The organism is Amycolatopsis sp. NPDC049688 (genome assembly GCF_040674975.1).
Taxonomy (GTDB): Bacteria; Actinomycetota; Actinomycetes; order Mycobacteriales; family Pseudonocardiaceae; genus Amycolatopsis.
The window spans coordinates 104681-130414 of sequence record NZ_JBFANY010000004.1; the positions used below are offsets into that span (position 1 = coordinate 104681).

At 71.7% G+C, this 25734-nt stretch carries 29 protein-coding genes; 16 read left to right on the forward strand and 13 right to left on the reverse strand.

All coding sequences use genetic code 11. The features are described from left to right. Nucleotides 1-72: 72 nt before the first annotated feature. Nucleotides 73-543, forward strand: coding sequence for a hypothetical protein (locus tag AB0J55_RS15820; protein ID WP_364248349.1), 471 nt, complete (start codon nucleotides 73-75; stop codon nucleotides 541-543). Nucleotides 544-602: 59 nt separating this feature from the next. Here the strand turns inward: AB0J55_RS15820 and AB0J55_RS15825 are convergent, their stop codons facing one another. Continuing rightward, nucleotides 603-2777 (reverse strand): transglycosylase domain-containing protein, encoded by a 2175-nt coding sequence (locus AB0J55_RS15825; RefSeq protein ID WP_364248351.1) that lies wholly within the window; start codon nucleotides 2775-2777, stop codon nucleotides 603-605. Nucleotides 2778-3121: 344 nt separating this feature from the next. Here AB0J55_RS15825 and AB0J55_RS15830 point away from each other — a divergent pair, with 344 nt between their 5' ends. Beyond that, nucleotides 3122-3418 (forward strand): WhiB family transcriptional regulator, encoded by a 297-nt coding sequence (locus AB0J55_RS15830; RefSeq protein WP_364248353.1) that lies wholly within the window; start codon nucleotides 3122-3124, stop codon nucleotides 3416-3418. Between the two features lie 45 nt (nucleotides 3419-3463). Here the strand turns inward: AB0J55_RS15830 and AB0J55_RS15835 are convergent, their stop codons facing one another. From AB0J55_RS15835 to AB0J55_RS15845, 3 genes are read right to left on the reverse strand one after another with little or no spacing between them, the layout of a single operon-like run. After that, nucleotides 3464-4573: an ArsA family ATPase gene (locus AB0J55_RS15835; protein ID WP_364248355.1), complete on the reverse strand. Its 1110-nt coding sequence runs from the start codon at nucleotides 4571-4573 to the stop codon at nucleotides 3464-3466. Further along, nucleotides 4570-5577, reverse strand: a complete 1008-nt coding sequence (locus tag AB0J55_RS15840) for an ArsA-related P-loop ATPase (protein WP_364248357.1) — start codon at nucleotides 5575-5577, stop codon at nucleotides 4570-4572. The genes AB0J55_RS15835 and AB0J55_RS15840 overlap by 4 nt, the downstream gene beginning before the upstream one ends. 21 nt (nucleotides 5578-5598) lie before the next feature. Then, nucleotides 5599-5847 (reverse strand): hypothetical protein, encoded by a 249-nt coding sequence (locus AB0J55_RS15845; protein ID WP_364248359.1) that lies wholly within the window; start codon nucleotides 5845-5847, stop codon nucleotides 5599-5601. Between the two features lie 105 nt (nucleotides 5848-5952). Between AB0J55_RS15845 and AB0J55_RS15850 the strand changes: the two genes are divergently transcribed. The 8 genes from AB0J55_RS15850 (at nucleotide 5953) to AB0J55_RS15885 (ending at nucleotide 11340) form a co-directional block, all read left to right on the forward strand. Beyond that, nucleotides 5953-6114 carry a DUF4177 domain-containing protein gene (locus AB0J55_RS15850; protein WP_003068074.1) on the forward strand — a complete coding sequence of 54 codons (162 nt, stop codon included), beginning with the start codon at nucleotides 5953-5955 and terminating at the stop codon, nucleotides 6112-6114. Nucleotides 6115-6118: 4 nt separating this feature from the next. Beyond that, nucleotides 6119-6574 (forward strand): RidA family protein, encoded by a 456-nt coding sequence (locus AB0J55_RS15855; protein WP_364248361.1) that lies wholly within the window; start codon nucleotides 6119-6121, stop codon nucleotides 6572-6574. Further along, a complete protein-coding gene (locus AB0J55_RS15860; RefSeq protein ID WP_003068077.1) occupies nucleotides 6574-7200 on the forward strand; it encodes a hypothetical protein in 627 nt (208 codons plus the stop codon). Before AB0J55_RS15855 ends, AB0J55_RS15860 begins: the two co-directional genes overlap by 1 nt. A gap of 36 nt (nucleotides 7201-7236) precedes the next feature. Next, nucleotides 7237-8364 carry a hypothetical protein gene (locus AB0J55_RS15865; protein WP_364248363.1) on the forward strand — a complete coding sequence of 376 codons (1128 nt, stop codon included), beginning with the start codon at nucleotides 7237-7239 and terminating at the stop codon, nucleotides 8362-8364. A gap of 111 nt (nucleotides 8365-8475) precedes the next feature. Then, the gene (locus tag AB0J55_RS15870; protein WP_364248365.1) at nucleotides 8476-9294 is read left to right on the forward strand and encodes an NUDIX hydrolase; all 819 of its coding nucleotides are present in this window, start codon (nucleotides 8476-8478) and stop codon (nucleotides 9292-9294) included. Further along, nucleotides 9291-10061, forward strand: a complete 771-nt coding sequence (locus AB0J55_RS15875; protein ID WP_364248367.1) for an MBL fold metallo-hydrolase — start codon at nucleotides 9291-9293, stop codon at nucleotides 10059-10061. Before AB0J55_RS15870 ends, AB0J55_RS15875 begins: the two co-directional genes overlap by 4 nt. Then, nucleotides 10058-10309 carry a glutaredoxin domain-containing protein gene (locus tag AB0J55_RS15880; protein WP_003068087.1) on the forward strand — a complete coding sequence of 84 codons (252 nt, stop codon included), beginning with the start codon at nucleotides 10058-10060 and terminating at the stop codon, nucleotides 10307-10309. The genes AB0J55_RS15875 and AB0J55_RS15880 overlap by 4 nt, the downstream gene beginning before the upstream one ends. Nucleotides 10310-10371: 62 nt before the next feature. After that, a complete protein-coding gene (locus AB0J55_RS15885) occupies nucleotides 10372-11340 on the forward strand; it encodes a hypothetical protein (RefSeq protein WP_364248370.1) in 969 nt (322 codons plus the stop codon). On the opposite strand, the gene AB0J55_RS15890 is transcribed toward AB0J55_RS15885, so the two are convergent. The 4 genes from AB0J55_RS15890 to AB0J55_RS15905 all read right to left on the reverse strand — a co-directional run bounded on the left by AB0J55_RS15890 (nucleotide 11330) and on the right by AB0J55_RS15905 (nucleotide 15194). After that, nucleotides 11330-12391 carry a DNA polymerase III subunit beta gene (locus AB0J55_RS15890; protein WP_364248372.1) on the reverse strand — a complete coding sequence of 354 codons (1062 nt, stop codon included), beginning with the start codon at nucleotides 12389-12391 and terminating at the stop codon, nucleotides 11330-11332. The genes AB0J55_RS15885 and AB0J55_RS15890 overlap by 11 nt on opposite strands. A 51-nt stretch (nucleotides 12392-12442) precedes the next feature. Next, a complete protein-coding gene (locus AB0J55_RS15895) occupies nucleotides 12443-13699 on the reverse strand; it encodes an MFS transporter (protein ID WP_364248374.1) in 1257 nt (418 codons plus the stop codon). Between the two features lie 419 nt (nucleotides 13700-14118). Next, nucleotides 14119-14793 carry a Crp/Fnr family transcriptional regulator gene (locus tag AB0J55_RS15900; RefSeq protein ID WP_003081747.1) on the reverse strand — a complete coding sequence of 225 codons (675 nt, stop codon included), beginning with the start codon at nucleotides 14791-14793 and terminating at the stop codon, nucleotides 14119-14121. A gap of 149 nt (nucleotides 14794-14942) precedes the next feature. Then, a complete protein-coding gene (locus tag AB0J55_RS15905) occupies nucleotides 14943-15194 on the reverse strand; it encodes a hypothetical protein (RefSeq protein ID WP_003081722.1) in 252 nt (83 codons plus the stop codon). Between the two features lie 226 nt (nucleotides 15195-15420). Between AB0J55_RS15905 and nth the strand changes: the two genes are divergently transcribed. The 4 genes from nth to AB0J55_RS15925 are packed head-to-tail and all read left to right on the forward strand — an operon-like array spanning nucleotide 15421 to nucleotide 18576. Then, nucleotides 15421-16104, forward strand: a complete 684-nt coding sequence (gene nth, locus AB0J55_RS15910; protein WP_364248376.1) for an endonuclease III — start codon at nucleotides 15421-15423, stop codon at nucleotides 16102-16104. Continuing rightward, nucleotides 16101-16700, forward strand: a complete 600-nt coding sequence (locus AB0J55_RS15915) for a TlpA disulfide reductase family protein (protein ID WP_364248378.1) — start codon at nucleotides 16101-16103, stop codon at nucleotides 16698-16700. The genes nth and AB0J55_RS15915 overlap by 4 nt, the downstream gene beginning before the upstream one ends. Next, entirely contained in the window at nucleotides 16697-17395 is a 699-nt protein-coding gene (locus AB0J55_RS15920) for a CoA pyrophosphatase (protein ID WP_364248380.1), read from the forward strand. The genes AB0J55_RS15915 and AB0J55_RS15920 overlap by 4 nt, the downstream gene beginning before the upstream one ends. After that, nucleotides 17392-18576: a MarP family serine protease gene (locus tag AB0J55_RS15925; protein ID WP_364248382.1), complete on the forward strand. Its 1185-nt coding sequence runs from the start codon at nucleotides 17392-17394 to the stop codon at nucleotides 18574-18576. The genes AB0J55_RS15920 and AB0J55_RS15925 overlap by 4 nt, the downstream gene beginning before the upstream one ends. On the opposite strand, the gene AB0J55_RS15930 is transcribed toward AB0J55_RS15925, so the two are convergent. Next, a complete protein-coding gene (locus tag AB0J55_RS15930; protein ID WP_364248384.1) occupies nucleotides 18573-19454 on the reverse strand; it encodes a GntR family transcriptional regulator in 882 nt (293 codons plus the stop codon). The two genes, AB0J55_RS15925 and AB0J55_RS15930, sit on opposite strands and share 4 nt — an antisense overlap. Nucleotides 19455-19563: 109 nt before the next feature. Between AB0J55_RS15930 and AB0J55_RS15935 the strand changes: the two genes are divergently transcribed. Continuing rightward, on the forward strand, nucleotides 19564-20652 hold the full coding sequence (locus AB0J55_RS15935; RefSeq protein WP_364248386.1) for an FAD-dependent monooxygenase: 1089 nt from the start codon (nucleotides 19564-19566) through the stop codon (nucleotides 20650-20652). Here AB0J55_RS15935 and AB0J55_RS15940 read toward each other — a convergent pair. From AB0J55_RS15940 to nhaA, 3 genes are all read right to left on the reverse strand, one after another. Next, nucleotides 20639-21562 carry an alpha/beta hydrolase gene (locus AB0J55_RS15940; protein ID WP_364248388.1) on the reverse strand — a complete coding sequence of 308 codons (924 nt, stop codon included), beginning with the start codon at nucleotides 21560-21562 and terminating at the stop codon, nucleotides 20639-20641. The two genes, AB0J55_RS15935 and AB0J55_RS15940, sit on opposite strands and share 14 nt — an antisense overlap. A gap of 5 nt (nucleotides 21563-21567) precedes the next feature. Continuing rightward, the gene (locus AB0J55_RS15945; RefSeq protein ID WP_364248390.1) at nucleotides 21568-22062 is read right to left on the reverse strand and encodes a phage holin family protein; all 495 of its coding nucleotides are present in this window, start codon (nucleotides 22060-22062) and stop codon (nucleotides 21568-21570) included. A gap of 98 nt (nucleotides 22063-22160) precedes the next feature. Next, entirely contained in the window at nucleotides 22161-23360 is a 1200-nt protein-coding gene (nhaA, locus tag AB0J55_RS15950; RefSeq protein WP_364248392.1) for a Na+/H+ antiporter NhaA, read from the reverse strand. A gap of 188 nt (nucleotides 23361-23548) precedes the next feature. Between nhaA and AB0J55_RS15955 the strand changes: the two genes are divergently transcribed. Beyond that, nucleotides 23549-25006, forward strand: coding sequence for a peptide MFS transporter (locus tag AB0J55_RS15955; protein WP_364248394.1), 1458 nt, complete (start codon nucleotides 23549-23551; stop codon nucleotides 25004-25006). Here the strand turns inward: AB0J55_RS15955 and AB0J55_RS15960 are convergent. Continuing rightward, nucleotides 25003-25731 carry a VIT family protein gene (locus AB0J55_RS15960; protein WP_364248396.1) on the reverse strand — a complete coding sequence of 243 codons (729 nt, stop codon included), beginning with the start codon at nucleotides 25729-25731 and terminating at the stop codon, nucleotides 25003-25005. The genes AB0J55_RS15955 and AB0J55_RS15960 overlap by 4 nt on opposite strands. Between the last annotated feature and the right edge of the window lie 3 nt (nucleotides 25732-25734).

Below are 25734 nucleotides of genomic sequence, written 5' to 3' on the forward strand. Positions count from 1 at the left end.
GGGCACCGTCAATCGAGCCGTCGGCTCATTCTCGACTCTCGTTCGCGTGATCCACGGTGAATCGAGGCTTTGATGCGCACAATTTCCGGAAAAGTGTCGGTGCTGGCCGCCGCGCTGGCCGCGGTGGCGGCCGTGCTCGTCCCGGCGGGGACGGCGTCGGCGAGCGTCGCCGACTGCGCCGGCGGCGCCAACGGCTTCATCGACATCTCCGACGACGGTGCGGCCGACTACCGCCCGGTCGGGCCCGAGCTCTACTGGTCCGACGGGACCCGCGTGAACCTCTTCTTCGGCACGTTCGGCGGCCGGACGCGCGGGTACGCCGAGTTGTGGAACGGCACCTGGGACGTCCCGGTGACCGGCACGGTCTGGATGGACTGGTCGCGCGACGGCGGCCGGACCTGGCTGCAGTGCGGTCCCTTCGGCAACCCCAAGAACAAGGCCAGCATCACCTCGGCGGCCCAGCTGACGAACCCGAGCACCAGCTGGGTGTTCCGGGCCGGCGGCTACCACAACGGACAGCAGATCCTCACCGGCTGGTACTGAGCCCGGAAAACCGGAAGGGGCCCGCGGATTCCGCAGGCCCCTTCCGGCTTTCGTGACGGCTACCGGGCGCCGCCGCCCATGTACCTCGGGTCCGGTCCCGGCAGCTGCATCACCGGCTGGCTGGCGTCCAGGATGTTCTTCATCGCGCCGAACCAGGTCCGGGCCGGCGCCTTGCCGCCGAAGATGTTCCCGGTCGGGCATACGCGGACGTTGCCGGGGCCGGCGTCGCAGATACCGCCCTGGCCGCCGCCGAACTTGAACGTCATCGCCGCGCCCGCCAGCTGCGGGGTGCCGCCGACGAACGCCGCCGAGACGTTGCCCTGCGTCGTACCCGTCTTGCCGATGATCGGCCGGTCCCAGCCGACCTCGCTCGCCGCCTTGGCCGAGGTACCGCCCGGCTGGTCGTCCTTGCTCATGCCGACCGCCAGGGTGTTCGCCAGGCCTTCGGGCACCGCCTGCTCGCACGGCGCTTCCTTGATCGGCACCGGTTTCCCGTTGCGGTCGGTCACCCCGGCGATCGGCGTCGGCGGGCACCAGACGCCGCCGGACAGGATCGTCGCGGCGACGTTGCCCATCTCCAGGCCGCTCACCGGGCTGAACCCGAGCGTGAAGGCGCCGTACCCCGGGTTGTTCCCGGTGGGACCGTACGTCTCCGCCTGGCTCTTGGCCTTGTCCTTGTTGTTCGGGTCGACCGGGCCGCCGCCGGTGTTGCTGGCCATCGTTTCGCGCAGGCCGAGCCGCTTGGCCATGTCGATGGCCGGGCCGGTGCTGCCGAGCCGGTCTTCGAGCTCCAGGAACGTGGTGTTCGGGGACGTCGCGAGCGCCGTCTGGAGCGTCGCGTTCGCGGCGGCCTTGCTGTAGTCGCCCGCGTTGCCGACGCAGTACCAGTAGCTGGCCGGCTTTCCGGTCGGGATGGTGCTGCAACCGCCCTTGCTGGTCCAGAACACGCGGGAGGTGTAGGTGTCGGGCATGTCGACCGACGAATAGATGCCCGCGATGCCCTTGTCGAGCACGGCCGCGCTGGTGAAGATCTTGAACGTCGACCCGGCACCACCGGTGTTGTAGACCCCCGCGGGCAGGGCGTAGGTCGTCTGACCCTGGTCCTGGTTCTGCCCGTAGTCGCGGTTCGAGGCCAGTGCCACCACTTCGTGCCGGTCCTTGCCCGGTTTCACCAGCGACAGCGTGTTCGCGATGTACGGCTGGGTCTTCTTGACCTGGTTCTCCGCCGAGACCTTCGCCTCGTGGTTGGCGCGCTCGTCCAGCGTGCTCTTGATCGTGAAGCCGCCGGAGTAGAGCTGGTCCTTGGTCATCCCGCTGCTCTTGAGCAGGTAGTCCTCGACGTACTGGCAGAAGAACCCGGCCTCCGGGCCGGCGCCGATGCAGTTGGCGGGCGGCTTCTTCGGGCCGTCCGCGACCACGCCCAGCGGCTCGCCCTTGAAGCGGTCCGCGTCGGCCTTCGCCAGCTTCTTGTTGTCGACCATGCGGTCGAGCACCAGGTTGCGGCGTGCGGTGGCCTTGTCCGGGTGGTTCCACGGGTCGTTGTTGATCGGGTTGTTCACCAGGCCGGCCAGCAGTGCGGCCTGCGGCACGGTGAGCTTCTCCGGGGTCGTGTCGAAGTACGCGTGCGCCGCCGCGCCGATCCCGAAGATCTGGCGGGAGAACTCGACGATGTTGAGGTAGTTGGCCAGGATCTGCTGCTTGCTCAGCTTCGTCTCGAGGTTGATCGCGATCCGCGCTTCCTTCAGCTTGCGCGAGATCGACTGCTCCTGGGCCTTCTTCTGGCCGATCGGGTCGTTCCGGTAGACGACGTTGATCAGGTAGTTCTTGGTGAGCTGCTGGGTCAGCGTCGAGGCGCCCTGGGTGTCGGCGCCGGTGCTGTTGCTGACGGCCGCGCGCAGCGTGCCCTGCCAGTCCACGCCGTGGTGTTCGTAGAACCGCTTGTCCTCGACCGAGACGAGGGCCCATTTCATGGCCTCGTTGATCTGGTTCTCGGTGATCGGCAGCCGGTACTGGCTGTAGAGCGTCGCGATCGGCTTCCCGGTGTTGTCGGTGACCGTCGTCACCAGCGGGGGCGGGATGTCGGCGAGGTCGGAGGAGGTTTTTTCCACCGTCTCACTGGCCTGGTTGGACATGACACCGGCCGCCCCCACGACGGGGAAGAGCATGCCGGCGACGAGCACCCCCGCGAGCAGACAGAGGCCGATGAGCTTGAACAAACCATCCGCTTTTCGCACGAGGGCCAGGCTACCCGGAGTGAGTCGGGCGCCGGTGACGCCGTGTCCCCGAGGGTGTGAAATCCGTGACAAAACAGGCCCCCTTCGGTGACAACTGGTAACGGAAGGCATTCTGGGTCTTGGCGGGGGGAACCGAAGGCCCCTACAGTCCGTCAACGTCTCACGAAGAAAAGCCGACGGATGGATCAACGCGGGTGGGAGCTCGCCTGGTCCGAACGGCGGCACCGGCGCCGGGGAGGTGCCCGGGTAACCGACGTGAGCTGAGGGAGACACGCTCGCGGGGGCAGGGCGCGCAGTGCCTTTCCCCGCTGGTGCGTCGATCACCAGGGTAGGGAGCTGGGGGTATGGAAACCAACCAGTCGAGCTGGCGAATCAACGCGTCCTGCCGGGACGCCGATCCGGACGGCCTGTTCGTCCGGGGTGCGGAGCAGAACCGGGCCAAAGCGGTCTGCATGGGCTGCCCGGTCCGCACCGAATGCCTCGCCGAAGCGCTCGACGGCCGGATCAACTTCGGCGTCTGGGGTGGCATGACCGAACGTGAGCGGCGGGCCCTGCTGCGCCGCCGCCCCGACGTGGAGAGCTGGGCCGACCTGCTGGAAGCGGCCAAGCGCGACGCGTTGGAGCGGGTCAAGGTCGGCTGACCGGCCGCGGGCGGCGCGGACCTGCTGCCGCGCCGCCCGTGCCGCTCAGCCGGCGAGCTTCACCCCGATGCTGCGCAGGCCCTCGAGGTCGTGGACGTCGCCGGCCAGCGCCGGGACCTTCGTCAGCGCCACCTCCGGGTGGGCCCGGGTGAACCGCGCCAGCAGCCGCTCCTCGCGGGCCGCCAGCTCGACGCGGTCCGCGTGCAGCCGCAGCACCGCCTCGGCCAGGGGCGCGTTCTGCAGCGTCTCGGCCGCCGCCAGCGCCTCCGCGCCCGACAGCGAAGCCAGCACCGGGTGCGTCCGGTTCGCGATCAGCCCGGCCAGCGGCATCGACTCGGCCGAGAGCCGCTCGACGAAGTAGGACGCCTCCCGCAGCGCGTCCGGCTCCGGGGCGGCCACGACCAGGAACGACGTCCCCGACGACCGCAGCAGCTCCGCCGTCTTGCGGGCGCGCTCGCGGAAGCCGCCGAACATGCTGTCGAACGCCTGCATGAACGCCGAGGCGTCGGTCAGCAGCTGGCCGCCGATGATCGTCGACACCGCCTTGGCGAACATCGAGAACCCGGCGTTGACGACCTTGCGCAGGCCCCAGCCGCCGGCCTTCGCCGGCGCGGTGAGCAGCCGGATCATCCGGCCGTCCAAAGCGGACGAAAGCCGGGTCGGCGCGTCCAGGAAGTCCAAAGCGGACCGGCTCGGCGGGGTGTCGACGATGATCAGGTCCCACTCGCCGGTCGCCGCGAGCTGGCCCAGCTTCTCCATCGCCATGTACTCCTGCGTGCCGGAGAACGACGTGGAAATCGTCTGGTAGAAGGGGTTCTGGAGCAACTGCTCGGCGCGTTCCGGCCCGGCGTGCACGCGCACCATGTCGTCGAAGGTGCGGCGCATGTCCAGCATCATCGCCCACAGCTCGCCCTTGGGCTCGAAGCCTTCGACCTGCACCTGCCGCGGGTGGTTGCCCAGTTCGCGCAGGCCGAGCGCCTGGGCCAGCCGTCGCGCGGGGTCGATCGTCAGCACGACGGTCTGCCGCCCGCGTTCGGCCGCGCGCAGGGCCAGCGCCGCGGCGGTCGTCGTCTTGCCGACGCCGCCGGAGCCGCAGCAGACGATCACGCGGCTTTCCGGGTCGTCGAGCAGCGCGTCGATGTCGATCGTGGTCACAACCGCACCCCCTGGTCGGTCAGGGCTTCCGCCAGGTCGTAGAGGGCCGCGACGTCGACGCCCTCGGTCAGGTCCGGCAGTTCCAGGGTCGGCAGGTCGGCTTCGGCGAGCTGCTCGCGCGCCCGCTGCTCGGCGGCGACCCGCACGGCGTGCTCGACGGTCTCGTCGACCAGCGCGTCCAGGGTGGCCTGCGGCAGCTTCAGCCCGGCCGACGCCAGCCCGTCGCGGACGCGGGAGGCGTCGACGCGCCCGTCCGCGGCGGCGGTCACCGAGCGGGCCGGCAGCCGCGGCGGCCGGACCCGGTTGACCAGCACCGCGCCCGGGCGCAGGTCGGCGCCGTCGAGCTCGGCCACCGCCTCGACGGTCTCGCGGACCGGCATCTCCTCCAGCAGCGTCGCCAGGTGCACGGCGGTCTCGCCGGAGTGCAGCAGCCGCACGACCCCCTCGGCCTGGCCGCGGATCGGGCCGGTCTTCGCGAGGTCGGTCAGGGCCTTGGTGACGTCGAGGAACTTGACGACCCGGCCGGTCGGCGGTGAGTCGACGACGACGGCGTCGTAGGTGTGCCGCCCGTCGGACTCGGTGCGGCCGACGCACTCCTTGATCTTCCCGGTGAGCAGGACGTCCCTGAGCCCGGGCGCGAGGGTGGTGGCGAACTCGATCGCGCCCATCCGCCGCAGCGTCCGGCCGGCGAAGCCGAGGTTGTAGAACATCTCGAAGTACTCGAGCAGCGCGGCTTCGACGTCGATGTGCAGCGCCCGCAGCTCGCCCCCGCCGGGGACGGACGCGATGCGCTGCTCGGCGTACGGCAGCGGCTCGGTGTCGAAGAGCTGGGCGATGCCCTGGCGGCCCTCGACCTCGATGAGCAGCACGCGGCGGCCTTCGCGGGCGAGCGCGAGGCCGAGTGCGGCGGCGAGCGTCGTCTTGCCGGTGCCGCCCTTGCCGGTGACGAAGTGCAGCCGGGCGCGGGCAAGCTCGTCGGTCCAGCCGGCATGGGGAATGGTCACTTCTTCACCCTAAATCAGCTCTCAGCTGGCCAGCAGCATGACGCTGACCGCAGCCGCGACCGCCGCGACCAGCACCCAGGCGGCGAGCCCGGGCAGCACCGTGAGCAGCAACACGCCCAGCACGAGCAGCAGCGTGAGGGTCACCACGCCGCCGAGCGCGACCTGGCCCGAGCTCTGCGTCCGGTCCCGCACCTTCGCCATCACGACGAGCACCAGGGGCAGCCCGGCCGCCGCGAGCAGCGCCGTCGCGATCACGCGCCACGTTTCCACGGACCCACGCTAACGGCGTGAGATGGACCACACTCCGGCGCGTCGCGGCCGTTAACCCGGCGGTGGCCCGCGCGGCCCTTGCCCGTTTGGTTACGCTCCCGGTTCATGAGCGCCACCAAGTGGGAGTACGCCACCGTCCCTCTGCTGATCCACGCCACCAAGCAGATCCTCGACCAGTGGGGCGAGGACGGCTGGGAGCTGGTCACCGTGCTGCCGAACCCGAGCGGCGAGCAGCACGTCGCCTACCTGAAGCGTCCGAAGGGCTGACCCGGTGAGCTGGAGCGCACGGCTGAAGGAACTCGGCATCGAGCTGCCGGGTGTGGCGGCTCCGCTGGCCGCGTACGTCCCCGCTGTCCGGAGCGGCAACCACGTGTACACGTCCGGCCAGCTGCCGTTCGTCGACGGCGTGCTCGCCGCGACCGGCAAGGTCGGCGCGGAGATCAGCCCCGAAGAGGCGAAGGGCCACGCCCGCACGTCGGCGCTCAACGCGCTCGCGGCCGTGCACGCCCTGGTGGGCATTGACAACGTCACGCGGATCGTCAAGGTTGTCGGCTTCGTGGCTTCCGCGGAGGGCTTCACCGGCCAGCCCGCGGTCGTCAACGGCGCGTCCGAGCTGCTCGGCGAGGTCTTCGGCGACGCGGGCATCCACGCCCGCTCGGCCGTCGGCGTCGCGGAGCTGCCCATCGGCTCGCCGGTGGAGGTCGAACTCATCGTGGAGGTGCAGTGATGGACCCGGACATCGAGCAGTCCACGCACGAGCTGCTGCTCCGGCTGGCCGGGCGGCTGCCCGACCAGCTGCTGTGGCGGTTCCGCGACTGGCTCGGCGAGGGCGCCATGGGCACCCTCGCCCGGACCCTGCCGAGGTCTTTGCTTAAGCACAGGATTGACCTCGACCAGACGGAGTACCGCCTGCTCGTGGCGGGGCTGATCCCGCACGGCGCCGACTGGCACCAGGTCAGTTCGACGCTGGGGGTAGACGACGTCTCCGAGAACCGGTACACATTCACGTCGAGTGCGCCCGAATGGGTTAACTCGGTCGACTCCGTGTCCGTTCTGATCCACGCAACGTTGCGGGGTCGCCCGGACGTGGGGGAAGTGCGGCAGAGCTGGCGACACGTCGGTGTGGTCGGGCAGGGGACCGCCAAGCGCGTCCTGCTCATCACCGCGCAGGCCGGCTTGCCGAGGTTGACGGGCGAACTGCAGCGCGTGTTGCGGGTCCTGGGCGACGAAGAGCCCAGCGTCGAGGTCATCCCGCCGCGCTTCGACCTGCCGGGGTACCACCGGGCCGCGCTGGCCGACTCAGAGCTGGTCTGCGTGGGCGCGGTGACGGGGAACCGGCTAGTAGCCGCATAACGCTCGCCCGCCAGCGAGCTGGGAGGGAGCAAGGCAATGGTGGAGGTCCACGACGGCCCGCCCATGGACGGGTTCTCGGTGCCCCTGCGCCTGCACAACCTGTTGCTGGCCCTGGCGGGCCGGATCGACGACAGCGCACTCACCGAAGCGCGTGAGCTGATCGCCCGGGCCCACATCGACGAGGCGGTCGAGCTGACCACCGGCACGCTCATCGCGGGCCGGATCCCGGTCAGCTCCGCCGAGCAGCGCGAGCTCGCGCTGGTCCTCGAGATGAGCCGCTCGGACGCGACGCTGGCGAACGACCTGCTGGTCGACGAGACCGAGCCGGTCAACACGCACCGGTTCACCGGCGAGAACTCCCCGGAGTTCGGCATCGCCGAGGCGCTCGACCGGACGCTGCAGGTGCTGCCGGACGTCCGGTCGGTGCACGCGGTGTGGCGCAACACCCCGGCCGGCAGCGTGCCGGGCGCGCTGCCGCAGCGCGTGGTGCTGGTCGAGCTGGGGCCGGAGGGCAACCCGCCCGCCGTCGCGTTCCGCGTCGACACGGCGCTGCGCCGGGCCGGGATCCACTCCGTCGTCGAGGTCAGCGGCCCGGGTGTCGCGCACTCCGAGTACCACCAGGCCGCTTCGGCGGCCGCGTCGCCGGCGTGGGTGACCGGGAGCACGTCGGCGCCCGCGTCGACGTACCGGCCGGAGCCCGCGAAGCCGTCGGCCCCGGTGAACTCGGAGCCGGTCGCGGAGTCGGGCAGCCGGCACAGCATGCGGTCGAGCAGCACCACGACGGCGCCGGCCGAGCCGGTCGCCCCGGTGGTGCCGATCGTGTCGCCGCCGCCCGCCGCCGAGCCGCCCCGCAAGGCGCGGTCGGAGACGCGGGCGGAGCGCACCGCCGACCTGACCCCGGCCGAGGTGGCGCAGCTGCGGCAGGCGCTGGCCGAGGACCCGGAGAAGGGCCGCGAGATCGCCGCGGGCAAGCCGTCGATGCACGAGGTCGTCGAGCTGCCGGCGCTGGACCTGGACGACCCGAGCCTGAGCGAGCGCGACCGGGCGCTGCTGCGCGAGCTGCACGCCGAGCTGGCCGAGCGCGAGCGGGCCGAGGCGGCGAAGATGCGGCTCAACGGCGCGTCCCGCTCCGGCGGCGACCAGCGCGGCTGGACCGCCCCGTAGGACTCTTTTCGCGAGAAGGCGGCACTTCCCTCCGGGAGGTGCCGCCTTTTCCGTGTCCGGCGTGCCACAAGTGCGCGACGGGACGTCGGGTGCCGGAGGTATGTTGCCCCGGTGGAGCAGCCAAAGGAGTTTGTCTTCGACATCCCGGTCGGCGCGGGGGTGGCCACCCGCGCGAACGCCGACGGCCCGCCGGCGACACCGAAGGACGCGGCCACGGTGATCCTGGTCCGGGACGGCGCCGAGGGCGTCGAGGTCTTCCTCCAGCACCGGGTCAAGGGCATGCCGTTCGCGGGCGGGATGACCGTGTTCCCGGGCGGCGGGGTCGATCAGCGCGACGCCGACACGTCGGTGGCGTGGGCCGGCCCGGAGCCGTCGTGGTGGGCCTCGAGGTTCGGCTGTGACGAAGCCCTCGCGCGGGCGCTGACCTGCGCCGCGGTGCGCGAGACGTTCGAAGAGTCCGGCGTGCTCCTCGCGGGCGGCGCGGAGGAGGTGCTGACCGACGTCTCGCCGTACGCGACCGCCCGCCAGGCCCTGGAGACGCGCGAGGTGTCGCTGGCCGGGTTCCTCGCCGGCGCGGGGCTGACGCTGCGGGCCGACCTGCTGCGCCCGTGGGCCCACTGGATCACGCCCGAGCAGGAGCCGCGCCGGTACGACACCCGGTTCTACGTCGCGAAGCTGCCCGAAGGCCAGGAGGCCGACGGGGCGACGTCGGAGGCGTCGAGCTCCGGCTGGCAGCGTCCCGGAGACGCCATCGCCGACGCCCGCGAAGGCCGCCGGATGCTGATGCCGCCGACCTGGCTGACGCTGAGCGAGCTGGCGGAGTTCGCCACCGCCGACGACGTGCTGAACGCACCGCGCGAGATCGTCCGGATCGCGCCGACGCTGGTCCGCGAGAACGACCAGGTCCGAGTCGTGCTGGAGAAGCGATGACCGCCCCCGCGTACGGCGTGCTGCGCCAGGTCTCCGAGACGGCGTCGGTGCTGCTGGAGAACAACCCCTCGTCGATGACGCTCGAAGGCACCAACAGCTGGGTGCTGCGGGCGACGCCGTCGAGCCCGGCCGTGGTCGTCGACCCGGGTTACCGCGATCTCGGGCACCTCGAGCTGCTGGCCGGGGTCGCTCCGGTCGAGCTGATCCTGCTGACGCACCACCACCCCGACCACGCGGAGGGCGCGCCGTGGTTCGCCGAGCGCGTCGGCGCGCCGGTGCGGGCGTTCGACCCCGCCCTGTGCGTCGGCGCCTCGTCCTTTGTGGACGGAGAGGCGATCGAGGCGGGCGGGCTTTCGCTGCGTGTCCTGCACACCCCCGGGCACACCGGTGACTCGGTGTGCCTGGTCCTCGACGGCCAGGTGCTGACGGGCGACACGATCCTCGGCCGCGGCACGACGGTGCTGCACGACCTCGGCGACTACCTGCGTTCGCTGCGCAGGCTGATCGAGCTGCCGGCGGGGACGGTGGGGCTGCCCGGGCACGGTCCGGAGCTCCCCGACCTGCCCGCGACCGCACGGGAGTACCTTTCCCACCGGGAACAGCGGCTGGACCAGGTGCGTTCGGCCTTGAAGACGCTCGGGGCGGACGCCACCCCGCGCCAGGTCGTCGAGGTCGTGTACGCCGACGTCGACCGGGCGCTGTGGGCGCCCGCCGAGTGGAGCGTGCAGGCGCAGCTGGACTACTTGCGGTCGGAGGAGAACGGATGAGCAACGTCGAGGTCGAGTTCTACTGGCGGCCGGGCTGCGGGTTCTGCGCCGCCCTGGAGCGCCCGTTGTCGAAGAGCGGCTTCAACGTCCGCGCGATCAACATCTGGGAGGACCCGGCCGCGGCCGCCCGCGTGCGCGAGGTGGCGAACGGCAACGAGACCGTGCCGACGGTGATCGTGGGCTCGACGGCCATGGTCAACCCGTCGTTCGCCGAAGTCGAGGCGGCGGTCAAGGCCGCATCCGCCTGACCGCCGCTCCGGCAGGTGGGAGCCGGTGTAGCAGGATCACGAGCGCGGGCGACTCACTGCCTGTGGACGATGAGCGCGCGATCGACTTCGTACTCAACGGCGAGCAGCACCGCCTGAGCCGGGCGCAGGTGCTGAGCGCCGCCGGCCTGGGCGCGCCCGAGCCGATCCGCACGCACTGGGTGTCCATCGGCGAGGAGCGGTGGCCGCCGCGGCAGATCTTCGAACGTGCTCTCGGGGTGCCGCGGACCGACTTCATCTCGCACTACGCGATCCGGCAGCTCCGGCGGCTCGGCTTCGCGACGAGCCCGCTGCCCCACGAGCCCGGGGTCGCGGCCGGCGCCGGACAGCCCGAGCCCGCCGGGTCACCGGCGGGCCGGAGCGACCTCGGGACGGCGGTCAAGTCGTTCATCGACCTGCACGAGTTCTTCGGCCGGGAAGACCTCGCCAGCCGGGTGAGCCGGCTGGAGGACCGCCTGGAGGGCGCCGACCGCGAGACCGTCGAGGAACGGGTGGCCCCCGAGGGCTTCACCGACGCCCTGCTCCGGGGCGCGCTGCTGGTGCGGCAGCACGCCGGCCGCGTCAACGACCTCATCCACGCGGCGATGATCGTCCGGGCGCTGCCGAAGATCCTCGAACCGGGCGAACGCATCGTCCGGCGCCCGTCGCTGGCCTCGGGGAACGACGGCAGCCGCACGTTCGACCTCGAAACGGACCGCCGCGTGGCCGAGTTCAAGGCCGCCGAGTGGAAGGGCCGCGACAGCATGCGCAAACGCATGCTGGTCGCCGACCTGGTCGGCCTGGTCCTCGGCCGCGGTGACCGCCGCGCCGAGTTGTACGTGCTCGGTTCCCGGCCCATCGACTTCCTGCGCACGAGCACCTCGACGGTCGAGTGGGCCCTCGGCCGCTCGTCACCTCACCTCCGGCAGGCCTACGAACAGCGCTTCGGGAGCGCCGCCCTGACCATCGGCCAGTTCACCGCCGGCCCGGCGGCCGGCGTCGTCCTCCGTGACCTGGAAGAGCTCATCGGCTGAGCATGGGCATCAGGTAGTACGTCAGCTCCACCTCCCCGGTCTCCGCCGGCCGCAGGACGCACGCCCGCATCCCCGGCTGGATCGACAGCACCACCCGCTCGCCCGCGAACGCGCCCAAGGCGTCCAGCAGGTACCGCGCCTGGAACGAAGGAGACGTCCGGCCGCCGCCGACCTCGGCTTTCAGCGTCTCCTCCGCCTCGCCGGTGTCCTGCCGCGCGCTGGCCAGCCGGACGTGGGCGTCGCCGACCTCGAGGGTGAGCACCCGCCGATCCTCCGCGTACACCCCGACGCGGCGGACGGCGGCCGCCAGGGCGTCGGCCTCCAGCGTCACCGTGGTGTCGACCGCGCCGGAGGGGATCGAGTCCTCCGACAGGAAGCCCGCGTCGAGCACCGCCGTGCCGACCAGGCCGCCCGCCCAGCTCACCCCGAACCGGCCCGGGCCGACGTGCAACCCGACCACGCCCGTCGCCTGGCGGGCCGCCTCCGACAGCAGCGCCGCCGGCACCAGGACGTCCAGCTCCCCTGGCGAACGCAGCGGCAGCCGCGCGACAGCCATCCGGTACCGGTCCGACGCGGTCAGCGTCAGCCGCTCGCCGTCCGCCTGCAGCCGGACGCCGGTGAACAGCGGCAGCGGGTCGTCCTTCGCCGCCGTGCCCGCGACGATCCGCAGCGCCGACGCGAACGCTGCTCCGTCCACTTCGGACACCCGGACCGGTGGGGCGGGGGTGCCGCCGGAGTCCGGCAGCAGCGGCAGCGCGAACCGGGCGTTGTCCAGCCGCAACGCCAGGCGGCTGCCTTCGACGACCAGGCGCACCCGCTCGGCACCGAGCACCTTCAACGTCTCGGCCAGCGGAGCCGCGGGGACGACGACCGAGCCGTCGGTGTGCGTGGTGGCCGGGCAGTCGAACCGGACGGCGAGATCCGGATCGCTGCCCGCGACCGTCAGCCCGGCCGCGGCCGCGTGCAGCCGCAGCCCGGCGCGGGCGGGCAGCAGCCGCGACGCGGCCGAGACGGCCGCCGAGAGGCGGTGGGCAGGCGCTGTGACGTCCATGACCACAAGCTAGCGGTCACCCCCGACAAAAACCGCTGACCTGCGGAAACGTCAGGCGTTGACCAGCGAAGGCGCCGCCGACGGCTGCGGGACGGGCCGGACCGTGCCGCGCAGCAGCCAGACGACCAGCGCGAGCACCACCCCGGCCACGCTCGCCGCCAGGAAGGCCGCCCCCGGGCCCGCGTGCTCGACGACGTACCCGCTGACCGACTGGCCCGCGGCCAGGCCCAGCGTCACCGCCGTCAGCACCCAGCCGAACGCCTCGGCCGCCGTGCCGGCCGGCGCGACCACCTCGATCGCCGTCGAGTGGGCCGTCGACTGCGGCGTGATCAACGCGCCCGCCGGCAGCATCATCAGCGCGAGGCCCCACAGCGACGTCGGCCACGCGAGCAGCGCGACCAGCGCCCCGAACCCGCCGAGCAGCATCGGCAGCCGCAGGCCCAGCTGCCTGGGCCACGGCCGCAGGCTGTAGGCGACGCCGAACGCCACCGAGCTCAGCGACCAAGCCGACAGCAGCAGGCCACCCACGGACGCCTGGCCCGCTTCGGTGGCCGCGGCCGGGACCGCGACCTCGACGAACCCGATCACCACGCCGAAGCCGAGCGCGGCGACGGCCAGCGTGCGCATGCCCGGGCTCGCCAGCGCGCCCAGCAGCGAGCCGTGCGAAGCGGTGGACGGGCCCCACGCCCGCACGGCCGGGCTCAACGCGAACAGCACCGCGCCGGTGAACTGCAAGGCGACGCCCAGCACCAGGCCGGTGCCCGCCCACGGCGCCATGACCAGCAGCCCGGCCAGGCCGGGGCCCAGGATGAAGAAGACCTCCATGCTGATCGCCTCGTAGGAGAACGCCGCGTTGCGCGCGCCGCCCGGGGGCAGCAGCCGCGTCCACAGCGCTCGCGACGCCGAGCCGACCATCGGTTCCGTCAGCCCGGTGGCCGCGCCCAGCGCGACGAGCACGGCGGTCGCCGCGTGCGACTCGATGGCGGTCACCAGCGCGGTCATCGACAGCGCCAGCAGCAGCGAGACGGTCAGCAGCGGGCGCGTCGGCCCGAACCGGTCGATCAGCCTGCCCTGCACCACCGCGCCCACCGAGACACCGACGAGTGAACCGGCCGAGACCAGCCCGGCGACGGCGAAGGAACCGGTCTCGCGCTGGACGTAGAGCAGGGCCGAGATGCCGATCATGGCGATCGGCAGGCGGGCGAGGACGGACGCGGCGGCGGGCCGCCGGGCCGCCCGGGTCGTCAGCGCGGCGCGGTAGTCGGCGAGGGACGTGCGGCTTTCGTGGTTCGAGGCAGACTGGGACACGCGTGCAAGTATGCCGCAGAGTGGTACGTAGGTACCAGTTATTTCCGGGTCAGGTGCGTCACCGCCGGACCGCGAGTGGATCTTGAAGCCGGTGCGATTGGTCTCGATCGGGTAACACTCACGATATTCTCCGTGAACTCCTGCAACGAAACGGCCCGGACGGCGTCCTTGAGAGTGAATGGCCTTGAATTCGTGGGTATGGGCCGTGATGGTTGAACAACAGCACAGAAAAACCCAGCTCCCTCCGGCACACGGGTCGGGGCCTGGCCCGGAGGGCGGGGAGCGCGGATCGTCGGGGGATGGTCCGCGCAAACAACGAAGAGCCGGTGCGCCACGTCGGGGGTGGCGCCCGGCTCTTTGTTGTGCGGCAAGAAGAAGGCCCCCTCGGCGAACCGAGGGGGCCTTCGCCGTGAGAAGACTCAGCGGGCGCGGCGGGCCAGCCGCTCCGGGTCCAGGATCAGCACGCTCTTGCCCTCGAGCCGCAGCCAGCCGCGGTGGGCGAAGTCGGCGAGCGCCTTGTTGACGGTCTCGCGCGAGGCGCCGACGTACTGGGCGATCTCCTCCTGCGTCAGGTCGTGCGTGACCCGCAGCAGGCCCGCCTCCTGGCTGCCGAAGCGCTGCGCGAGCTGCAGCAGCGCCCGCGCCACGCGGCCGGGGACGTCGGTGAAGATCAGCTCCGCGACCATGTTGTTCGTCCGGCGCAGGCGGCGCGCGACCACGCGCAGCAGCTGCTCGGCGATCTCCGGGCGGGTCGAGATCCACTGGCGCAGCGCCGGGCGGTCCATGGTGACCGCGCGGACCTCGGTGACCGTGGTCGCGCTCGACGTCCGGGGGCCGGGGTCGAAGATGGACAGCTCGCCGAACATGTCGGACGGGCCGAAGATGCCCAGCAGGTTCTCGCGGCCGTCCGGGGACTTGCGGCCGATCTTCACCTTTCCGGACTGGATGATGTACAGCTTGTCGCCGGGTTCGCCCTCGTTGAAGATGACGTGGCCGCGGGGGAACTCCACGGATTCCAAGGTCTGGGCCAGCGCCTCCGCCGCTGCCGGCTCAACACCCTGGAAAATGCCCGCACGGGCCAGGGTTTCGTCCACCTCGGGTGCCTCCTCGTCGAGAAACGTGCGCGCTCCCCCGGGGCTGGAGGAGCGTGACGCCGATCACTTGCGCGTCAGTCTAGGGCGTACTCCCGAGATCGCCCGTCGGACGCGCGGTCCGGCGAAACGATCTCGTTCGAACGTGGAGCCTAACTCCGCACGCGACGCGCGCGTAGCCTGGCTGCCCGTCCGCCCAGCCTACGGAGCCGGAACAGCTCCAGCGCGCGGCCGATGCCGTGCCCGTAGAGCGCCCTGACCTCGTTGGGCTGCGCCTGCTCGAGGAACTCTTCGACCTCGTTCTCCTGCACCGCGACGTGCTTCAGCCTGCTCTCGACGCGCTCCATGCCCAGCGCGAAGAACATGATCACCAGGGGGACCAGGATGACGAACCAGACGGTCATGACCGGACCCCGAAACACTCGATGGAAAGCATCTACTCCAGATCCTCGCTCATGGCGGCCGGAAAACGCGCCGAGGTGGTGCTCTGGCGTGTCGGTCGTCCACCGGTGCAGTCACCGGCTCGTCCGACGGCGCCCGTAGGCTATCGGGGTGCCACCTGCCACCACGAACGCCCCCCGTGAGGGCGCTGGTGAAAGCCGGTTAGCTCTGGTGAGACGCGCCAGGCGGATGAAGCGTTGCTTGGACGACGTGTATCCGGACGCCCACTGCGAGCTCGACTTCACCACTCCGCTGGAACTGCTGGTCGCGGTCGTGCTGTCCGCGCAGACCACCGACGTCCGGGTGAACCTCGTCACGCCCGCGCTGTTCAAGCGCTACCGGACCGCCGCCGACTACGCCGGCGCCGACCGCACCGAGCTCGAGGAATACCTCCGCAGCACCGGCTTCTACCGGGCCAAGGCGAACTCCGTCATGGGCCTGGGCGCGGCCCTGGTCGAGCGCTTCGGCGGCGAGGTGCCCGCCAAGCTCGACGACCTCGTCACGCTGCCCGGCGTCGGCCGCAAGACGGCCAACGTCGTCCTCGGCAACGCCTTCGACGTCCCGGGCATCACCGTCGACACCCACTTCGGCCGGCTGGTCCGCCGCTGGGGCTGGACGGCGGAGGAGGACCCGGTCAAGGTCGAGCACGCGATCGGCGAGCTGATCCCCCGCAAGGAGTGGACGATGCACTCGCACCGGGTGATCTTCCACGGCCGCCGCGTCTGCCACGCCAAGAAGCCGGCCTGCGGCGCCTGCCCGCTGGCCAGGGACTGCCCGTCGTACGGCACCGGCCCCACTGGCTTCGAAGAAGCCGCGAAGCTGGTCAAAGGCGAAGAAAAGGACCACATCCTGGCCCTGGCGGCGCCCCGGTGACGAGGGTCACCAAGTGGGCACTGGCCGCCGCCGTGCTGGCGGTGGCGCTGATCGTCGCGCTCCTGCCGCGTGGTGGCTCGGAGACCGCCGCGAAGCCGGGCGAGGACCTCGCGCCGGCCCGGGCCGCGGCGGCGCTGCAGCCGTGTCCGGCGGCGGCCGCGGCACAGCCGGTGAAGCAGCTCGAAGGGGTCACGGCGGAGTGCCTCGGCGACGGCGGGAGCGTGGACGTCGGGAAGGCCCTCGCCGGGGCTCCGGTGCTGGTCAACGTGTGGGCGTCGTGGTGCGAGCCGTGCCGGACCGAGCTGCCCGTGCTCCAGGAGTACGCGAAGCAGCCGGGGGCCGCGCGCGTCCTCGGCGTCCAGGTGCAGAGCCCGGCGAAGGACGGCTTGGACCTGCTGGCGAAGCTGGGCGTGCACCTGCCGTCGGTGTACGACGGCAACGGCCAGACCGGTGCGGTCCGGACGGCGCTGAAGGTGCCGCCGCGACTCCCGGCGTCCTACCTCGTCACCGCGGCCGGCGACATCCGGTTCATCGCCAACCCACCCACCTTCGTGAACACTGACCAGGTGCGCGCGGCAGTCGAGGGGGCATCGTGATCGGACCTTTGGTCGAACCCGAGTCGGTTCCCGAGTGGCTCCGGCCGCTGGTCAAGGTGAGCGGCGAGGTCGATTCGAAGACGTTCACCCGGTTCAGCCCGCCCGAGAACGCCTACACGCGGCCCGCCGCCGTGCTCATCCTCTTCGGCGAGCGCGAAGCCGACGGCGAGCCGGACGTCCTCCTGCAGCGCCGCGCCGACACGCTGGGCTCGCACGCGGGGCAGGTCGCCTTCCCGGGCGGCGGCGCCGAGGACGGCGACGGCGGTCCGGTCGGCACCGCACTGCGCGAGGCCGAGGAGGAGACCGGCGTGGTCCCGTCCGGCGTCCGGCCGGTCGCGGTGCTGCCGGAACTGTTCGTCCCGGTGTCCGGCTTCGCCGTGACGCCGGTGCTGGCGCACTGGGCGGAGCCGTCGCCGGTGCACGCGGTCGACCCGGCCGAGACGGCGTCCGTGGCGCGCGTCGCCATCGCCGACCTGGTCGACCCGGCCAACCGGTTCACGGTGAAGAAGAAGGGCGCGCCCTGGAAAGGACCCGCCTTCGAGGTCGACGGCCTGTTCGTCTGGGGGTTCACCGCCGGGTTGCTGTCGGTTCTCCTGAGCCTGGGAGGCTGGGAGCGCGAATGGGCCTCGGACGACGTCCGGGACCTCGACGAGGCGCTGGCCGCGTTCGATGCCCGGGTCAAGGAGACGCGGTGAACTGGGTCGACGTGCTGGTGCTGCTGCTGGCCCTGCTGGCGGCCGTGTCGGGCGCGTTCCAGGGTGTGATCATCGCGCTGCCGTCGCTCGTCGGCGTGGTGCTCGGTGCGGTCGCCGGGATCAAGCTCGCGCCGGTGGTGGTCTCGTTCTTCGACGACCCCGTCTGGAAGGTCGCCTTCGCGGTGGCGACGGTGGTGTTCCTGGTCGCCTTCGGCGAGGCGATCGGTGTCTACGTGGGCCGCCGGCTCCGGCAGAAGATCAACCCGGACAAGCTCTCCGGCATCGACAAGACGCTCGGCGCGGTGGTCCAGGCCCTGGTCGTGTTCGTGGTGGCCTGGCTGATCGCGACGCCGCTGACGACCGTGTCCGGCCTGCCCGGGCTGGCCAAGGCGATCAACGGCTCGGTGGTGCTCGGCAAGGTCAACGACGCCATGCCGGAGGCCGCCCAGGGCTTCCCGAGCCAGCTGCGCAAGCTGCTCGACGCGTCGGGCTTCCCGTCGATCGTGGACCCGTTCCAGAAGGCGCCGACGGCGGACACCTCGCCGCCGGACCCCGCGCTGCAGCGCAGCGGGATCGTCCAGGAGCTGCACGGCAGCGTGGTCAAGATCCGCGGCACCGCCAGCTCGTGCTCGCGGTCGCTGGAAGGCAGCGGGTTCGTGATCTCGCCGCAGCGGGTGATGACGAACGCGCACGTCGTGGCGGGCACCGACACCGTCGGCATCGAAACGACGCAGGGCGACTACCCGGCCCGCGTCGTCTACTTCGACCCCGAGGTCGACATCGCGGTGCTCGCGGTCCCGCGGCTGCGGGCCCCGGCGCTGCCGTTCGCTCCGGAAACGGCGACGGCGGGCGACAGCGCGATCGTGCTCGGCTACCCGCTCGACGGCCCGTACCGCGCGACACCGGCCCGCGTGCGCGGCCGCATCAACCTCCGCGGCCCGGACATCTACGAGGCGAACACCGTCCAGCGGGACGTCTTCACGGTCCGCGCCGAAATCCGCAGCGGCAACTCGGGCGGCCCGATGGTGACCCCGGACGGCAAGGTGATCGGCGTGGTTTTCGGCGCCGCGGTGGAGGACCCGGAGACGGGCTTCACGCTGACGGCCGAGCAGGTTCGCGCCGAGGTCGACGCGGCACCGTCCCAGACGACGAACGTGTCCACCGGCTCCTGCGCGGCCTAACGCCCGAACCGCAGCGCGACGCCGTCCAGCAGGGCCCGCAGGCCCGACTCGAAGAGGTCGTCCAGGACGAGGTCGTAGCCGGTTTCCTCGAGTTCGCGGAGCATCTTGGTGAACACCGGGCGCCCGGTGGTCATCGGGCCCATCGACGGGAGCTGGCGGTCCATCCACTCGTCCTCGGACAGCCCGGACGCGGCCAGCGCGTGCTGCTCGCGTTCGAGGTGGATCGCGATGCCCTGGACGTAGCTGAAGAACAGGACGTGCAGGTCGCACAGCGTCGCCGCGTCGACGCCGAGTTCGGACAGGGCCGTCAGCGCCCATTCGCCGTGGAGGCCGAGGTTGCGCAGCGGCAGCGGCCGGGTGATCGGGCCCAGCTGGGCCAGCCACGGGTGCCGCCGGAAGAGCGACCAGAGCGTGCGGGCGCCGAGCGTCAGCCGCTCGCGCCAGTCGCCGGACGGCTTCGCCGGGTACCCGCGCTCGCCGAACGCGGCGTCGGCCATCAGCAGCACGAGCTCGTCCTTGCCCCGCACGTACCGGTACGGCGCCATCGCCGCGACGCCGAGCCGGGCCGCGACACCGCGCATGGACAGCGCGGCGAGGCCCTCCGCGTCGGCGATGGCGATGGCGGTCCGCACGAGCTGTTCGCGGGTCAGCCCGCGCTGCCCGCCGCGGCGGTCGGGTCCGGCGACGACCGTGCCGGATCGCGGCTCCGCGCGGACGAGCCCTTCCTGGCTCAGCTGGGCCAGCGCCTTCGCCGCGGTCGCCATCGCGACGCCGTGGTCGGCCGCCAGCCGGCGCGTCGACGGGACCCGCGCACCCGGCGGGAGCTCGCCGCGCGTGATCCGGTCACGCAGTTCGTCGGCGATGGCCACGTACTTCACGGCTGACTCCTGACCTAGTACAGCAGGCCATCTGTACTAGGACAGAAATGGCTTTCGAACTGCATGAACTCCACTGTGGTGCGGACAAGCGTACGACTCTGGAGGGAACATGCGGAACATTCTCATCTCCGGCGCCGGTGTCGCCGGCGGCACCCTGGCCTGGTTCCTGGCGCGCGAGGGCTGGGCGGTGACCGTGGTGGAGCGGGCACCGGGCCCGCGCACCGGCGGCCAAGCGATCGACGTGCGCGGGGTCGCGCTCGACGTCGTCGACCGGATGGGCCTCGGCGAGCGGATGCGGGCGGTCCGCACCCGGATGCGCGGGATGTCCGTGGTCGACGGCGATGGCCACGAGCTGATGCGGTCCGAGGAACACACCTTCAGCAGCGGACGGCTCGACAGCGCGGACTTCGAGCTGCTGCGGGACGACGTCGTCGCGATCCTGGGCGAGGCGCCCGGCGTCGAGTACGTCTTCGGCGACTCGATCACGGCGTTGACCGAAGAGGCGCACGGCGTGCGCGTCGAGTTCGAGCACGGCGGTTTCCGGACGTTCGACCTGGTCGTCGGCGCGGACGGCCTGCACTCGGCCGTGCGGCGGCTGGCCTTCGGCCCGGAGGAGGACTTCACCCGCCACCTCGGTCAGTACCTCGCGATCTTCCCGACGGCCAACTTCCTGGGCCTGGAGGACTGGCAGGTCTGGTTCCGGCACGAGCACACCGGCGGCGTGGTCTACCCGGTTCGCGGCAACACCGAACTGCGGGTCACCCTCGGCTTCGGCTCGGAACCGCTGCCGCGGCTGACCGTCCAAGAGCAGAAGCGGCTGGTCGCCGAGCGGCTCGCCGGGGTCGGCTGGGAGGTGCCGAAGCTGCTCGAAGCGATGGCCGCCGCGGACGTCTTCTACTTCGACGCCATGGCCCAGATCCACCTCGACCGCTGGTCGGCCGGCCGGGTCGTGCTGGTCGGCGACGCCGGCTACTGCGCGTCGGCCCTGTCCGGCCAGGGCACGAGCCTCGCGCTGGTCGGGGCGTACGTCCTCGCGCAGGAGCTCGGCCGGGCGGATTACGAAGAAGCCTTCGCGGCTTACGAAACGCGGATGCGGCCGTTCGTCGCGCTCAACCAGGCGCTGGCCACGGAGAACCCGGAAGGCCCGGCCCCGGAAGAGTCGGTGGAGCGGGCGAAGAACGCCATCAGCCTCGGTTGAGGAACTCCACCAGGGCCGCCGACGTGCGGTCCGGGGCCTCGAGGTGAGGGAAGTGCCCGACGCCGGACCAGATCTGCGGTTCGGCGTGCGGGCCCGCCCAGCGCGTCGACGACGTCGCCGTTTCGGGGAGGATGCAGGTGTCCTCGGCGCCGTGCAGCTGCAGCGTCGGCGCCGCGATCCGGGTGCCCACGGCGTCGGTGAAGCGGCGGCCCTCGCCGCGGAACTGGGCGCGGAACGCCCACCGGTAGTACTCCAGCGCGCTGTGCGCGACCCCGGGCACGAGCATCGCCTGCCGGAAGGCGCCGACGCTGTCGTCGAAGTCCGGGGTGGCCCGCCAGCGCCGGCCGGCCCAGCCGCCGAAGAGGTCACCGACGGCCTGGGCGTCGTCCTTCACGAGCCACTTCTCCGGCGCCATCGGCACCTGGAAGCGGAAGAGGTGGCCGGCCGCGCGGCCCTGGCCGCGCCACGGGCGGACCGACGAGCGCAACGCGAGCGGGTGGGCGGCGCCGATCGCCGTCACCGACGACACGAGCCGCGGGTGCAGCGCCGCGACCGTCCAGGCGAGGAGGCCGCCCCAGGCGTGCCCGGCGAGGTGCGCGCGGCGCGCCCCGAGCGACTTGATCAGCCCGCCGACGTCGCCCGCGAGCGTCCACGCGTCGTAGCCGCGGGGCGGTTTGTCGGAGTCGCCGTAGCCGCGCAGGTCGACGGCGACCGCGCGGAACCCGGCCTCGGCCAGCGCCGTCAGCTGGTGGTGCCAGGTCCACCAGAACTCGGCGAACCCGTGCAGCAGCACCACGACCGGCCCGTCGCCGAGCTCGGCGACGTGCAGGCGGATGCCGTTCGCGGACACGTCGCGGTGGACCCACGGGCCGTCGAGCCGGACGATCGACGGGTCGGGGGACGCGTGCAACGAACTCAGTCGCGCGTGGTCGTCAAGTCGGCTTCGGGCGCACGCTGCGGCTTGAGCGCGGCGGCGGTCTCCTTGACGCTGGCGATGGTCCGTTCCGGTGCCTTGAACTTCTTCACCTTGCGGTAGCCGAGGAACCCGGCCACGCCGGCGACGAGCAGCATCAGGACGAACACGATGCCGAACGCGATCCAGCGGTAGCGCAGCCACTGGGCCAGCCCCTCGGCCGCGAAGAAGAACAGGAAGAACGTGCTGTACAGGAAGACCGTCAGCGCGATCAGGAAGAAAACGGCCCCCTTGAGGCCCTTCTTCACCTCGCCGACCAGCTCGGACTTCGCCAGCTCCATCTCGGCCCTGACCAGGGTGGAGATGTGCTGGGTCGCGTCGCCGACCAGGCGGCCGATCGACTGGTCGCCGGGGACGTCGGCGGCGGAGGACAGCGGGAGGTAAGGCACGGCCCCCACGCCGTCGGGGCCGGTTCGCTCGTGCTTGGGGCTGCTCACCGGGTCATCGTGCCATGTGTCCCGAAACCGGGCGCGGCGGCGTCACGGCGAGTCGCTTTTGGGGGTCCAGGGGGCTCGCCCCCGGCCGGGGTCCGGGGCTAGGCCCCGGAGGGCGGAGTGTCGGACATTTGCGCGTGAACCTTGCTACGGCGGAGTAGCAACGCCGCCGCCAGCAGGGACGCTGTCGCCGACGCGATCAGCACCGCCGCCTTCGCCAGCTCGCTCGCGTCACCCGGCAGCGCCAGCTCCGCGATCAGCAGGCTCACCGTGAACCCGACCCCGCCCAGCACGGACAACGCGGCCATGTCCCGCCAGCCCATCCCGCGCGGCTTCTCCGCCAGCCGCAGCTTCACGGCGAGCAGGCTGGCCCCGAGGATGCCGACGACCTTGCCGCCGAGCAGCCCGGCCAGCACCGCGAGCGGCAACGCCGTCGTGAACACCGCGCCGAGCGCGTCGGCGTCGACTGAAATCCCGGCGGCGAACAGCGCGAACAACGGCACGGCGACGGCCGCGGACCACGGCTGCAGCCGGTGCTCCAACCGCAGCGCGGGTGCCTCGGCCTCGCCCTCGTCGGCGCGGACGCGGGTGAGCAGGCCCAGCGCGACGCCGGCGATCGTGGCGTGGATGCCCGCCGAGTGCACGGCCACCCAGGTGACCAGCGCCAGGGGGACGTACAGCCACGGCGTCCGGACCCGCCGGTGCTGCAGGAACGCGTACAGGGCGAGCGCCACGACGGCGACGACCAGCGCGACCGGGTCGAAGCCGATCGTGAACAGCACGGCGATGACGATGATCGCGCCGAGGTCGTCCACCACGGCCAGGGAAAGCAGGAACACCCGCGCGCTCGAGGGCAGGTTCGACGCCGTCAGCGCGAGCACGCCGAGGGCGAACGCGATGTCCGTGGCGACCGGGATCGCCCAGGCGCGCTCGATCCCCGGCGTCCCCCAGCCGACGCCCAGCGCGACGAGCGCGGGCACGACCATGCCGCCGATGGCGGCGACCACCGGCAGCACCGCCTGCTTGAAGCGGGAGAGCTCGCCGACGACGAGTTCGCGCTTGAGCTCCAGCCCGGCGACGAAGAAGAACAGGGCGAGCAGGCCGTCCGCGGCCCAGTCGCCGATCGTCAGGTTCAGGTGCAGGAACTCCGGGCCGAGCCGGAATTCGCGCAGCGCGTGGTAGCTGTTGCGCAGCGGCGAGTTGGCCCAGAGCAGCGCGACCGCCGTCGCGCCGAGCAGGATGAACCCGCCGGTCGTCTCGGTGCGCAGGTAACGGGCGAATTCGCTCAACGGGCGGGTCATCGGGGCGGCTCCAGGGGTCGCTGATCACTGTTGCCGACCAGGCTTCCCGGCGCACCTCGGCCCAGTTTACCGGCTCTTTGTCACGCATTGTCATGACGGCCGCCACACGGGGTGCCGGTGGTGGGCAACCAGCTGGGCTCATAGCATGCCAAGCGACAACGAAGTCCCCGGACAAAGGAAGACGAGTTGTGAGCACCTCAACCGAGGTCCAGCAGGACACGAGGTTCTTCGGGCACCCACGAGGGCTGGCGAACCTCTTCGGCGTGGAGATGTGGGAGCGGTTCTCCTACTACGGGATGCTCGGCATCCTGCCGATCTACCTCTACTACAAGGTCGAGCAGGGCGGCCTGGGCCTCGCGCAGGAGTCCGCGCTCGGCATCGTCGGCGCGTACGGCGGCCTGGTGTACCTCTCGGCCGTCATCGGCGCGTGGGTGGCCGACCGCCTCCTCGGCTCCGAACGGACGCTCTTCTACAGCGCCGTGCTGATCATGATCGGCCACCTCAGCCTGGCCCTGCTGCCGGGCCTGGCCGGCATCGGCGTCGGCCTCGTGTGCGTCGCGGTCGGCAGCGGCGGCCTGAAGTCCAACGCGACGGCGATCGTCGGCACGCTCTACGCCGAAGGCGACGAGCGGCGCGACGCGGGCTTCACGATCTTCTACATGGGCGTCAACCTCGGCGGGTTCGTCGGGCCGCTGCTGACCGGGCTGGCGCAGACCGAGGTCGGCTTCCACCTCGGCTTCGGCCTCGCCGCGATCGGCATGGCCCTCGGCCTGACCCAGTACACGTTCGGCCGCAAGAACCTCGGCGACAAGGCGAAGGAGGTGCCGAACCCGCTGCCGTCGTCCCGGCGCGTGCTGGCGATCGGCGCCGCCGTCCTGCTGGTGGCCGCGGTGGTGACCCTGGTCGTCACCGGCGTCGTCAACCCGGGCAACCTCGCCGACGTCGTCGTGTGGGTGGTCGGCGTGATCTCGGTGATCTACTTCCTCGTCATCCTGACCAGCGGCAAGATCACCGCGGTCGAGCGCAGCCGGGTGTTCTCGTTCATCCCGATGTTCATCGCCAGCGCGGTGTTCTTCTCGCTGTACCAGCAGCAGTTCACGGTCGTCGCGGCCTATACCGACCAGCGGCTGAACCGGACCCTGTTCGGCTGGGAAATGCCGGTCTCCTGGGTCAACTCGATCAACCCGGTGTTCATCATCGTCTTCGCGCCCCTCTTGGCGGCGCTGTGGACGAAGCTCGGCGAGCGCCAGCCGTCGACGCCGATGAAGTTCGTCCTCGGCACGGTGCTGATGGGGGCGGCGTTCCTGCTGTTCCTGCCCATGGTGGGCAGCGGCAAGAACGCGAGCCCGATGCTCGCGCTGGTCGGCATCCTGTTCGTGTTCACGATCGCCGAGCTGTGCCTCTCCCCGGTCGGGCTGTCGCTGTCGACGAAGCTCGCGCCGGAGGCGTTCCGGACCCAGATGGTGGCGCTGAACTTCCTGTCGATCTCGTTCGGCACCGCGATGTCCGGCAAGCTCGCCGAGTACTACTCGGTCGACGACGAGGCGCCGTACTTCAGCACGGTCGGCCTGGTCGCCATCGGTGTCGGCGTGCTGCTGTTCCTGGGCATCCCCTTCATCCGCCGGCTGATGAAGGGCGTGCACTAGCCGACGGTGACCCCGAAGATCACGCCGACGAAGTAGGTCACGACCATGGTGAGTGCGCCGACGCCGACGTTGCGGATGATCGCGCGCACCACGTTCGCGTCGCCGAGCCTCGCGCTGACCCACCCGGTCAGCGTGAGGCCGACGACGACCGCGGCGGCGCACGCCCACACCCGCAGGGAGACGCCGGCCCAGGCGATCGAGAGGATCGGCAGCAGCGCGCCGATCGAGAACGCGAGCAGGGACGCCCACGCCGCCTGCCACGGGCTGGTGAGGTTGCCGGGGTCGATGCCGAGTTCGGCTTCGGCGTGCGCCTGCAGCGCGTCCTTTTCGGTCAGTTCGCGGGCGACCTGGGTCGCCAGCTCCGGCGAGAGACCCTTTTCCTCGTAGATTTCGGCGAGCTCGCGCTCCTCGGCCTCCGGCATCGTCTTGAGTTCGTGCTTTTCGAGCCGGAGCAGGGCCTGTTCGGTGTCGCGCTGGGTGCTGACGGAGACGTATTCCCCGCCGGCCATGGAAAAGGCGCCGGCGACGAGCCCGGCGATTCCGGCGGTGAGGATCGTGGTGCTTTCCGTGGTCGCCCCGGCCACGCCGACGACGATGCCGGCCACGGACACGATGCCGTCGTTCGCGCCCAGCACCCCGGCCCGCAGCCAGTTCAGCTTCCCGCCCACGCCCTGGTGCGGTTCGTGGGCGTGTTCCACGGCGTCACCGTCGATCGTCTCGGTCACCGG